The 13,557-nt window shown below is 59.5% G+C and carries 1 protein-coding gene (running past one end of the window); it reads right to left on the reverse strand.

Translation table 11 applies throughout. The annotated features are described in order from the left end of the window. Positions 1 to 13,557: the end of a glycine-rich domain-containing protein gene (locus GH984_RS11025; protein ID WP_153718980.1), read on the reverse strand. It continues 21,792 nt past the right edge of the window; only the last 13,557 of its 35,349 coding nucleotides appear in the window; the start codon falls outside the window, past its right edge; its stop codon occupies positions 1 to 3.

The raw sequence follows: 13,557 nt of genomic DNA on the forward strand, positions 1-13,557 counted from the left end.
TTACTGCTGTTCGCAGTCTTCGTCATCTTCATCAATGCACTCATCGACGCCGTCTGCCGCAAGCTCACCCACCTGCACGCTCGCAGTCAGTAGGCCGGTCGTGCCCGCACCGGCCGGATTGAGTGGGCTATCGCCCGGTTTAGCGCCGCGAATACGGGCCAGAGCCTGACGTGCTAACTCACGCTCAAAGTCTATACCGACTGGCGGCTCATCGCTGATCACGGGCACAAAGAATCCGTCTTGGCTACCCGTTACCACCGGCGCGGCAAACAGACCGATCGCAGGCGGCGTTGGCACGGTCAGCGCGCCCGGTGGTGGCGGATCACCTTCGCCACCAACATCCCGCGGGATCAGTACGCCCTCTTCGTTTAAGACTTGGCCGGTTCGGTATTCCGTTTCGCCATCGGCCAAGCGCGTGGTGCTGGTGTCAAAGACAATATCCCAACCGTAGACCACTTGATCACCCGCCGTCGCAATCTGGCCCACTTCTTCACCAAAGCGCACCTCACCGGGGAAGCGGTCTTGGTCTGCACGACGATCTCGATCTAAGAGATTGCCAACGCGTGCTTGGCCATCCTGTACACCGGTTTCTGCGGTAAAGTGCAGTAGCGGATCAGTCTCACCAATGCTGCCTTCAAACACAATTTCAGGTCTGACAAAGCCACGGCTGCCCCGCTCTACGGCAGACAGCGCATAAGAGGCAAGGCTGTGCGTACGTCCGCCCGGTTGCGCATCATCAATCGTATCGAGGAAGCGAATAGCCGGGTCAACGGATACCAACAAACGCATTAGGCTGCGGCCTTCTTCTGCTCCAATACGCACGGCACCTCGGTAAATCTGCTCTTCAAAGGTCGTGATATCACCGTTCAGGTTGATTTGCTCACCAATTACCTCAAAGCGATAAGGGCTGGTGTGCTGCTGATCAAACGCACTCCAAGCGATGCGTGAGGTGCTCTCACGCAAATCAGCATCCACCGCACCGGAGGCACGCACGTCTTGGCCCACCTGACCGCCCACACTCACCGTACCTGTGCCTGCATCAATTAATACCGAGCGCTTGGTGGCCTTAGCATTAATGCCTGCTGAGATGCCGCCGTTAAACGCGATATCCGCGTCTTCTGTGGTGAACTCAACCGGCTGCAGCTTCAAATAGCCGTCGCTGTTTTCATCGTAAACATAGTGATGAAGCGGTAATTCCTCACCCATCTCATCGGCCCGCACGGTGCGCTCTTCTTCTGCCAAGGAATTAACAACAATGTCGTTAGTTTCAGAGACTGTATAAAGCGCACCGCGAATCTCAGTTGTCGTTTCCACCGGTGCCGTATCTTCTGTGCCTTCGTCGGTACCTTCTTCGGCATCCTCATCGCCCTCTTCAGGCTCTACCGGCACATCAGCCACAATCAAATCGTGAACAAAGATATGCTCGCCCCCAGGGCCTTCAATTTCTCGGTAAACCTTTTTATTGCCCTCATCATCTTCTTGAATAAAGAAGGCATTTTCGACCCCATCGATGGTCTTGGTAATGCGGTTGTAAACCGTATTGCCTACCTCACCGGTTGCCGTAATTAGGCTTGCCTCGTGGGTTTGCTCTGCGGTGGTGTGCACATCGCTTGCAATGCGCAGGGTGCCGCGTGTAATGAGGCTTGCCAGCTTGGCGGCGGGTTTGCCGTTTTCGCCACTAATGTCAAATTCCAGCGTACCGCCGCTGCCTTCAACAATTGGGGCGGTACCCAGTGCGTTGGCATGGGTAATTTTTAGGGTGCCGTTGTTGGTATCAACCGTGCCATTAAAGTTCTCGTTAACCACCGACAAGGTCAGCGTATTTTCGCTAATCTGCTCTAGCCGGCCGCCGCCGCTTAGGGCGTTATCAAAGTCCAGCTCGCTTTCCGAGAAATCTAACTGGATGGTGCCATCAATCTGCAGATCTGAGTCGGTATCGCCAAAGTTATCGCGGTCATAAACCGTTAGCGCTTCTTCAGGAATAATCACCTTAGCAACGTTGGCCTGACCGGTATCAGGGCTGTTATCGGGCGTGGCGCCATCGGCCCAGTTCAGTGAGTTAGACCACCGGCCTTCATTATCACCCACCCAGGTGACCGACTCGCGCTGAGTAATCTTGCCTTGGTTGTTGTTAAACTCCTGCGCGCCCAGCGTATAGTTGCCCGCATCCGCACCGCTTAGGCCCAGCGTTAGGTTAACCTGCTTGTTTTCACCCACATGACGGGTATCGAAGCTGCCCAGGCCACTCAGTGCCGCCTGATCGCCAGCCAAGATCTCAGTGGGCTGATTCTCAACCACCAGGTCGTTGATGCTGGTATTGCCATCATAGACTTTCTCAGTAATGCCAAAGTCAAAATTGCTAGGCACATTCAGCACAATTGGATCAACCGTTAGTGCGCCCTTCACGCGGATGTCATCAAAAATCTCTAAGTCATCACGCACTGCCGTGAAATCACGCGCGGCAATGTTGTACCCACCCACTGCCAGGTTGCCAGAACTACTGAATTTAGCAGTTTCTTCCGAAGCACCCAGCGTAAAGGCAATACCCTTGCCTTCTGAAACATCCTCTAGGGTGACGGCATTGCCGTTAAGAACAAATTCGGTGTTCTCAATGGTCTGCACATTACCGTCATCATCCAGGTACTGGGCCGACTGATAGTCATAGACCGCATCATCGCCATAGTCTTGCTGGGCAGAAATTTCGGTACGCAGCAGCAATACATCGGCACCAAGAATCTCGTAGTCACCCGATTCATAAGCAATCTCGTAGTTATCTGCGGCTGCACCTGAAACTTCGAGTACGCCCTCGTAAACGCCAACGGCTTCTTCCGGATCACCCGTGCCCTCGGCGGCCACGCGCGTAATGGTTGGCAGTGAGCTTAAATCGCCCTCACCTTCGCCGGTTACAAAGCCGTTATAGAACACCCCAGCGTAGTTTGCTGGATCGTCCTGCCCTTCGAGCTTGGCATCATCAGCCGCCCGAATTGCCAGCGCACGCTTTTCAATGGTAACCGGGTTAACCGCATTGCCATTATCCGTCTGCAGCGAGCCAAAGCTCAGCGTGATGGAGTTGTCACTGTTCGTTGTTTGGGTACCGGGCAGGCTGTAGTTGCTCAGCAGACCGCCAAAGCCATCTTTTAGACGAATCTCTTCAACATAGTTAGTGCCATTATCAGAAACATTTTGGAGCGCAGATTTACCGCTCGAAGAATCAAATGTTTCGCCGTCAACAATGTTGCCAAATACCAGTTCTTCCGTCTTAAACAGCAGTGTTGAACCATCATAAATTTTGGTCACACTAATCGACTCAATTTCTCGCTCGGTTATCGAACCCGTTGTTGTGAGCGTGTCCGTGTCGAGCTGATAGTCGGTGACCATCGAGCCGTTATTGCTGTCGATTTCAGAAAGCGCCAGGCCCTCTACCGTGAGCGTGTTGGCCTGGAGCACATTTTTGCTGTTAAAGAACGCCTGGCCGCTATCCACGGTAAAGCCGAGCGAGGCCAGTGCATCACTGGTCAGGCTGTCACCAGTCAAAAAGCCATCGGTAATCGTGAGCGATGGTGCAAAACCGGTGGGTGCGGCGTTGCTGCCGTCATAAATCTTGGTGACATCGGTGTCATTCAGCTCTACCGTCAGCGTCTTCGGCGTAATCGTTACCGGGGCGATGTCGGCATCAAAAGCCCCATTGTCATCCGACGGCAGGCGGTAGTTATTCAGATCGGCAGCGACCTCACCGCTTGCCAAATCACTGGCATCCACCGCCTTAAGGTCGATATTCAGGATGAAGTTACGCTGGACCTCGCCCTCGGGTGAGGTGTTGATCACATTGGCGAACGAAGCCTCGGCGTTTTCGTAGTCGATCACCTCGCCGTCAACACCGGTGCGCAGGGTCACGTAGCCATCAAGGTCGGTGTTGCCGTCATAGACCTTCTCGGCCGACACCTCGAGGGTGCGCGGGTTGATCTGGGCGTCGGCATCTACAACGGTGTAAGCGTAATTGCCGGCATCAGCGCCTTGCAGCAGATTGTCGAAGACAACCTCGTTATTTTCTGTCACATCCTCGCTAAAGAAGGCACCGGTAATATCCGCCGGGGCGGTGGCGGTCACCTCATCCAGGGCCAGGATCAGGCCATCGCCGCTGTTGGCCTCGGCCAGCTCAACGGTACCCGGAATTTCAACCTTGCCGGTAAAGAGTGCCTTGGTGGTGCCGTCGTACTCACGGCTGGTTGCCACAAGCGTACTATCTAGCGTGATCGTTTTCGGATTGATGGTGAGCTGACCGCCCACCTCAGTGGCGTAACCCAACTTGTTGGCAATGGCTTCGGCCACGTCTAGATCATAGGTGCCGGCGGCTTCAAAGCCTGCGCTCGATACCGGAATCACGCCATTGGGGTTGTCTTCGGTAACCCGCGACGGCGTGGTCCACTCAATATCATCAAAGCCCTCGATATCGGCCGTAGTATCGCCATTCTGCAGGCCGATGACTGTCGTGCCGTAGTCGTTGCTATCCCCGGCGTCCGGCAGGGCCTCGGTGTAAGTGATGATGTTGCCGTTGGCGGTCACTTCGAGCAGCGGCTGTTCGCGGTAAACGGCGTTCAGCCCCGTCGCGTCCAGCGCCGTCCAGGTGGTCGCGTCGGTGAAATCGGCAGTTTCATCGGCGTTGTAGCGGAAGCGCCCGGTGCCCTGAGCCATCACGCCGTCAGCCGCGCCGGCCGCGGTCTCAACCAGCCCGGTGCTGCCCGCAATGCTACCGGTGTAGATCACACCGCGGCCCGCGCTGACATCAATGCCGCCGCCATCGGCAATCACAACATTGTCATCGCTGCCCAGCGTGTTGGTGCCGTCAACAAAGGCCGTCTCATGAACATGATCGCTGCCGGCGTTGAGAATCAGCGCGCTCAAGGCAGTGCTTGTGGTATCCACCATCTGCGATAGGGTGATATCACCCGTCTGCGTCTGGATATCTAGATCTCCACTGGCCGTAATGCCATTGAAGTCACCCACGCTGCCAATCTCGATCGCCTGGCTGTTGTTGAGGGTCAACGCGCCGATGCGGTTGTCCGCGCTGCCCGCCGCGATCAGATCGATGGCGTTGTCCGCGTGATCAAGCGTGAAGTTGCCGCTGCCCTCCAACGCCAGCACCTCCAGCGTCATCGCGCCGGTTTGGGTGACGGCGCCGCTGCTATCCAGGGTCAGCTGCTGGGTGCCGGTCTCGGCATTGCCTACCGCCCCATTCAAGGTGATGCCGCCATCCGCCGTGTCCAGCGTCACATCGCTGCCCGTGATCTTGAGATCGCCGGTGTAGGTCTGATCATCCTCGGTGGTGATATCGCCACTGAGCAATGTGGTGCCGCTGCCCACATCCACGCTCAGCGCAAAGGTCTCGCCAGCCCCCGCTGGGCCCACCGCCCCGGCGGTGATGTCTTGACTGATGGTGAGGTCGGCATCCGACAAGGTCAGGCTGATATCGCCGGTTGACAGAATGCCGGCCTGGGTATCGACCGTACCGATGGTCAGTGAGATGTCATTGCTCAGCGTCAGCGCGCCAATGCGCTCGGCCTCGCTACCGGCGGCCAACAGGCTGATCTGATTACCGGCATTGTTCAGGGTGTAATCGGCGCTGCCCTGCAGGGCCAGCTCATCAATCTCAAGCGCACCGCTGTGGCTGACTGCGCCATCGGCCATCAGCGTCAGGCGCTCGGTATTTTCCGCGCTGGCCGTATTGCCGGTGAGGGTGATGTCGCTATCCGCGCTGTCGGTGCCCTTGGCTTCCAGGGTCACATTATTGGCAACCACAACATCATGGCTGCCGGCTTGATCGCCGCTGTAGGTCTGATCCCCCACACTCGTGATGTTGGCATTCAGCGTAATCACGCCAGCGCTGCCCGTCTCAGTGAGGGTCAGTGCGCTGGCGCTGGCGCTTTCGGTGTCGATCGTCTGGTTGACGATCAGATCCGCGTCAGCAGAGGTAAGGTCGACATCGCCCGTGGCATAAATGCCGCTCTGGCTGCCAAGCGTGCCCACCTCAAGGGCCGTTGTGGTGTTGGCTACGGTCAGCGTGCCAATCCGCTCGGCCTCGCGACCGGCGGCCAGCAGGCTGATCTGATTACCGGCATTGTCCAGGGTGTAATCGGCCGTGCCCTGCAGGGCGAGCTCATCAATCACCATGGCGCCGGTGGCAGAAACGGTGCCGCCACTGACCAGCGTCAGGCGCTCCTTGCTTGGCAAGGTGCCGTCTGCGAGGTTGGACATGTCCCCGGCGGTGAAGCTGATATCGCCCGGCGCACTGCCCGCGCCGGTGGCATTCAGGGTGACATCGGCAATGAGCTTGCTATCACCGCTCACGCTCTGGTCACCCACCGTGGTGATATCCGCGCCCAGCTCGATCACCCCGCCGGTGCCACTGGTGGTGAGCGCCAGGGCCGAGGTCGTGTCATCGGTCGTATTGATGGTGTCGTTCACCGTCAGCGCCGCATCCGACGTACTCAGGCTGATCGTATTCGTGGTGTCGATGGCCTCATCGATGGTGAGCGACGCCCCGGTGACCGCCATGCTGACGGCCCCGCTGGCCGTAATGCCGGAAACGGTGTCGGGCTCACCGTCCACAATCGTTGTGACGCTACCCAATTCAAGGGCACTCACATTATTAAGCGTTAACTGGCCAATGCGCTCGGCAGGCACCGTAATGTTCTGCTCGGCATTATCCGGATCCTCAATCTCCGCCTCTGGCACACCCGCGGCCAGCTTAGTGACCTGGTTACCGGCCTGGTCAAAGATGAAATCACCCGTGCCACGCAGGGCCAGCCCATCCACCGCCATGGTGCCCGACTGGGTGACCGTGCCATTGGTGGTCAGGCTGAGCACCTCGGTGCCATTGGCATCATTGGTCATGTTGCCGGCAAATTCGATGTCGCCGTCACCGGCGTCCATCGCCACATCGCCGGTCAGCTCGGTATTGCCGGTATAGGTCTGCTTGGCGCCCGAGTCCAGGTCGGCGGCCAATTCGATCAACCCACTGACGCCGGTCGCGGTGACGCCGGTCGCGGTAAGGCTGAGTGTACCGGCAACGGCCGTGCCAGAATCATCAAAGGTGTTCTGCGTCTCGATGGCCTGATTGATGGCGAGCACACCGCCAGCCACGCTCAGATCCACCGCCCCATTGGCGAGGATGCCGCTTTGCGTGCTGCTGATTGTACCCACGGTCATATCGCCGGTATTGGCGATGGTGAGCGCGCCTGTGCGCTGTTCCAGAACCTCGGGATCGGCACTGGCGTCAGCCTGGATGCCCGCAGCCAAGAGCCAGATTTCGTTATCCGCATCGTCCAAGGTGAACGTGCCGGTGCCCTGCAGGGCGAGCTCATCCACCGCAACACCGTCGGTATCCGCCTGGGTTACGGCGTTATTGGTGATCAGCGTGAGGGTCTCGGTGCCGCTGCTGTCGTTGGTGACCGCCGCATCCATCGCGATCGTGCCGCTGGTGGCCTCAAGCGTGCCGTCACCCGTCATATTGAGCGAACCGGTGACATCAATATCGCCACTGGCCGTGGTGACGGTGCCGCCATTCAGTGCCGTGTTGCCGCCGGACAGGATCACATCACCGCTGCTGGTCTCCACGCCGGCCTTGATCGCCGCGTCGGCCCCAGAGAAGGTGATGTCGCTGCTGGTGGTCTTGACGGTCGCGCCGCCTTTCACCGTCGCGCCCGTGCCGGTGAAGCTGATGGCGCTGCTGTCAGTCTCTACCGTAGCGGCGCCGGCCACTGCCGCATTGGCGCCGCTGAAGGTCACCACACCGGTGTCGGACTTAAGCTCGGCGCTGTCATTCAGCGTGAACCCATTGCCCGAGACGGTGATGGCGCCGCTGGTAGTCTCTATTGCGGATGCGCTATTGGTGAGCGTGATGCTGTCGCCGGACAACGCAATGGTGCCCTCATCGGTCTCGATCCTGGCGCCAGAATCCAAGCTGCCGCCATCACCGCTGATGGTGATGTTGGCGATGTTATCGCCGGCCTCATTGGCCTGAGTGGCCACCGTTGCACCGGTGATGTGGGTGGTGCCCGTAAACTCGATATCACCCGGTGCGGTGATGCCCGCGTTAATGTTGCTGGCGCCACCGGTATTGGCGATGGTGATGGCGTTGGCGCTGTCATTGGCCTGCGTGGTCTCGCTGGTGGTGTTAATGGCCTGACTAACCGTGAGGTCCTCACCGTTAACCGTCAGGCTGATGTCGCCGCCAGCAAAGATGCCGTTCTGAGTGCCGACCGTGCCCACTTCCATCGCCGCGCCATTCACAATGCTCAGCGTGCCCACACTCAGGCTGTTTTCCGCGTCCGAGGGCGTCGGCGCTCCGGCCGCCAGCAGGCTAATCTGGTTGCCTGCCGCATCCAGCGTGAAGTTACCGCCATTACCCTGCAGCGCCATCTCATCGACATCGAGGCTGCCGCCGCTCTGCGTCACATCGCCACTGGTGATCACCGTCAGCCGCTCGGTGTTGCTCGCCGCGTTGGTCATCACGCCGTTGAAGTCGATGTCAGCGGTGCCCGCATCCATGACCACATCGCCGGTGAGTTCCATCGCACCGGTGTACTGCTGGTCACGCTCACTGGTGATGTCCGCCGCCAGCTTGGCAACCCCGGTGGTACCGGTGGCAGTCAGCGAGACGCTGCCATCGATTTCCGTGCCATCGTTCTGGAACCGGCTCTCCGCATCAATCGCCTGAGTCAGCGTCAACGCCGCTCCATCAATCGTCAGATCAACAGCGCCGGCAGCAAAGATGCCGTTTTGACTGCCGACCGTACCAATCTCGATATCGCTGCTATTCACCAGCGTCAGGGCGCTGACGCGCTGATCGCTCGCGCCGGCCGCCAGCAGACCGATGCCGTTGTTGGTCTGATTCAGCGTAAAGCTACCCGTGCCCTGCAAGGCCAGCTCGTTGACCGTCAGGCTGCCGCTTGACTGAGTCACCGCGCCATCGGTGATGAGCGTCAGGCGCTCGTCCGTGCCGGTGGCATTGGTCATCACACTGGCAAAGGTGATGTCCGAGCTACCCGCATCCATCACGGTATCGGCAATCATCTGGCTGGCGCCGGTGACGGTTTGGCCACCCACCGAAGTAATCGTCGCGCCGAGCTCTATGACGCCGCCTGTTGCGCTGGTCTCAAGCGAGAGTGCCGATGCCGAGCTGCTGTTGGCCTGGATGGCGTTGCTGACGGTGAGCTTGGCACCACTCGTCTCCAGATGAATATCGCCATCGGCCAGAACGCCGCCGGCACCCACTTCCATGTCGCCAGCGCTGACGATCGTCAGTGCACCCACCGGCGCATCCGGCGTCACACCCGCCACCAGCCAGCCGATGTCGTTGCCGGTGTTGGTGAGTGTGAAATCGCCGGTGCCTTCAAGCACCAGCTCATCCACCGCCATGCTGTTGGTCTGCGTGACCGTGCCGTCAGTGATCAAAGTGAGGCGCTCGGTACCACCCGATGCGTTCGTCATCGCCCCGTCAAAGACAATATCGGCATCAAGCGTGTCGGTCCCCACGGCATTCAGCGTGGTATCTGCCATCATCCGGGCGCTGCCGGTGTAGAGCTGATCACCCACGGAGGTGATATCGGCACCGAAGCGGATTTCACCGCCGCCGGTCGCCTCAAGCGTCACGGCGCGGCCGGTGCCAGCGCTGTCGTTGGCATCGCTCTCGGTGTCTATCGCTTCGTTGATCGTGAGGTTAGCGCCGGTGCTGGTCAGATCCACAACCGATGTGCTGTAAATGCCGGTAAAGCCGCCCGCGGTGCCCACCGCCATATCACTGTTGCTCACAATGGTGAGACGGCCGGTGCGGTCAACAGCCGTGCCGGCTGCCAGCACCCCGATTTCGTTGCCGGCGTTCTCCAGGGTGAAGCCGGCCACACCCTGCAGGGCAAGCTCGGCCACCTTGATTGGCGCGTTGGTCATCTGCGTGACGCCCTGCGGCGCAATCAGGCTCAGCCGATCATCCATGTCTTGGGAGGTCACTGCCTTTTCGAAGACAAAGCCCGTCGTGGCCGAATCCAGTGTGATATCACTGGTCAGCGTCACCGTATCCTCGAACGTCGGGATGGGCGTCGTTACGCCATCAACTTTCTCTGAGAGCCGGCCGCCCTCAGTGTAGATATCCGCGCCCAGGATGGCCGCGCCTGTCACCTTCAGCTTATCGATGCGCTGATTGCCACCGACCGTGCCGGCCAGCGTGAGCGTGCCAGTGTTATTGAAAGTGAGCGCAGAGAGGGGCTCGGGGCCGACGGACTGCGTCTCATTGATGAAAAACTCATCGATCGTGCCATTGAAGACCAGATCACCCGCGCCGCTGTCAAAGGTCGTGTTGCGCGGCAGGGTAATATCACCATTGATGGTGGTCGTGCTGTTGCCCTGGAAGGTGACGGTCTGATCCGTTGCCGAGCGCGCAGGGACCGTGGGCTCTGGCTGCTCTATGACATTGCCTTCGTCGTCTGTTATCGGCTCAGGCAACCCGGCGATGTCCGGCTGCCCAACCGCAAAGCCACCATCGAAGGTGATATTGCCATCGGCCTTGATCACCGAGTCCGGCTCAACAAACACATCACCGCTCAACGTCGAGCTGCCGGTGCTGTTCAGCAGTGCGCCCGGATTTTCGGCCGTACCGTCGTCATCGCTATCCACACCCGCGCCGGCCAGTGTCAGGTCGTTTGTAATGCTTTTGCCATTCAGATCCAGCTGGGTGCCGTCATTCACGGTCACATCGCCGGTGCCGAGCGCACTATTTGCGCCGACTTTCAGCACCCCACCACTGATCGTCGTGCCATCGGTGTAGGTGCTGCCGCCGGTCAGTGTCAGCGTGCCGCTGTTGAGCTTGGTCAGGCTACCGCCAACAAGATCTCTGTTTTCATCCGTGTCCACCGCCACAATATCCGCTGCCAGCGTGAGCGCATCGCTGCGATCAATGAGCAAGGCTGCACCCTCAGACAACTTAATCTGGCTGCTGCCAATAAAGCCGGTCGTGCCCCCATCACCCAGCTGCAGGCTACCGGCCTGAACGGCCGTCGTGGCGGTTGTGCCCGTACTGTTACCGGTGAGCACCAGGGCGCCATTACCGGCCTTGGTCAGCCCGTTGGCCAGTGTGAGCGCGCCACTGATCGTCGAGCTGCTGCCGCCGATATCGGCGGTCATGTCGTCTGCATCGGCATCGCCGGCCATGGTGAGATCGCCACTGGCGGTGACATTCAGCGTCTGCGCGGTGACATTGCCATCAAGCTGAACATTGCCATCCTGAGCGGTGATGTTCACCACGGAACCCGTGCTATCCGCCGGGCCGGCACTAATGGCATCGGAGAAGGTGATGTTTCCGGCGGTTGCCAGGAAGTTGGCAGTGGCCGGATTGATTGTGACGGCGCCGCCGTAGCTCTGGTTGCCCGCGGTGGTAATGTTCGCGTCAATGGTGGCGGCGTGTTTAATATCCAGCGCGCTTAGCGCGGTGTTGCCGCCGACTGCACCGTTCAGCGTCAAGCCACCGTCATTATCCAGCGTCAGCACACTGCTGCTGGCACCTGCCGCGGCATCAATGGCGCCGTTAAACGTGAGACTTCCGACGGTGTTGTTAACCGTGGTGTCGGCGTCGATGGACTGAGCGCCGTCAACGACCACATCGCCGTCACCAGTGAAGGTCAGCGCCATGGCCGTGCCCGCATCCTTGGCTTGCAGCGTGCCATTGAGCGTGAGATCGCTGGCCGCATTAATCGTGGTGGTCGCACCCAGCGCGATATTGCCATCCAGCGTGACCGCCGAGCCGCCAACCACCAGCGCGCCGCCATCGCTCATGCCACTGCCGGTAAGGGCAAGATCATTGGCGATCGAATTGCCATCGAGATTAAGCGCGGCACCGTCGTTGACCGTGACCGTGCTGGTACCAAACGGCCCGTCGGTGATGCTGCCCGCGCCACCGGTGGTGGCGCTGCCGGCCTTGAGCACGCCAGCGTTCACCGTGGTGCCGCCGGTGTAGGTGTTGGTGCCGCTCATCGTCAGCGTGCCGGCGCCAGCTTTCACGATGTCGCCGGTGCCGGTGATGTCACCGCTGATCACGCCGTTGTTGCCGTCTGTGACGATGTCGAGGCTCAGCGTGTTACCAATATCCAGTGTGGTGCCATTGACGGTTTGCAGGCCGCCCAGTGTGGCGTCACCTGCGATGGTCAGTGCACCATCGGTCATGTGCAGACGGCTGTCATTCAGGTCAGTGCCCGCATCGGTATCGGTGTAGGTGAGCGAGTCGATCTGTACCGTGCCGGCCTCGGCGAGTCCGGAAAGCGACGTGTCATCGAACGTGACTGTTTCGCCCTCACCAATCGTCACGCTGGCGACGTTGGCCAGATCTGGAACAACGCCATCCACCCAGTTATCCCGATCAAACCAGTTGCTGCCATCGCCATCGCCAGACCAGGTTGCAGACTCGGCCCGCGTGATATCAGCCGTGGATGCGGTGTTGAAGTAGACGTTGCCGACATCCGGTGAGCCGGCCGCGGTGTCTTCCTGATGCAGTGCATTGGTGTTATCAAACGCGATTCGGTAGTTGCCCGCGTCATCACCCGCCAGGCCGACACTGCCGATGGTGACATCCTTCCCGGCGCCGACGTTCTTGTCGTCGAAGGTGACCGTGCGATTAATCTGCAGGTCATCGCCCTTGACCATGCCGTAATCAGGATTGGGATTATCGAAGGAGACCTCGACGGTGCCATCAGCGTCACCGTCATAGACCTTGTCGTTGGCGGTAAACGTGATATCAAGCGGGCGCTGGTAAATAATGCCGTCAGAGCCCGAGATCGCACCGATGCTGCCCGGGATGTCGTAGTTGGAGATGTCCGTGCTGCCATCGCCGGAAATATCCAGCGGCTCATCGGCCGTACCAGCCAGGGTGTAGCTCACGTTCTCACCGGCATCTGCCGAGTCAAACGCGCCCACGCCGCCAGTCACGGTAATGCTCTCGCCACTCACCAGCCCGGACTCGGCTTTTCCGGACACCGCATCCAGGGAGACCGAAATCTCTTCCGTCATCGCCGTGGTGCCGTCGTAAACCTTGGTCACGCCATCACCCTGCACCGACACCGGACGCGGTGTGATGCGCGCCTCCACCGAGGCCGAGGTGTTGATGCTGTAGTCGCTGATCTCAGAGCTGACCGTAGAGCTTAGCCCAATGTCACCAGTGTCGGAGAAATCCACAAGCAGCTGTGCCGCATCGCTGACATTCGCCGTTGCCGTGTCATCAGCGCCCGCATAGAACATCGTGACATCAGCCACGTCGATGGTGAACGTATCTTCGCTCAGCGCGTTGGAGAACAGATACTGCGGCGTAAAGTCAGCATTGGCGCTGGTGCCATCACCCACCTTGGCATCGGACGTGCCATCGTAGACCTTGCTGACGTCACTATTGGTCAGGCTGATGACCAGCTCGCGCTGATTGATCTTGAGGTTGTTTTCCTCAGCGTCATGCGTGAGTGTCTCGGCCGTGCCGGCAACGAGATCCTGACCCCGGATCTTATAGTTGCTGACCAGACCAGTGCC

The organism is Spiribacter salilacus, assembly GCF_009649225.1.
GTDB lineage: Bacteria > Pseudomonadota > Gammaproteobacteria > Nitrococcales > Nitrococcaceae > Spiribacter > Spiribacter salilacus.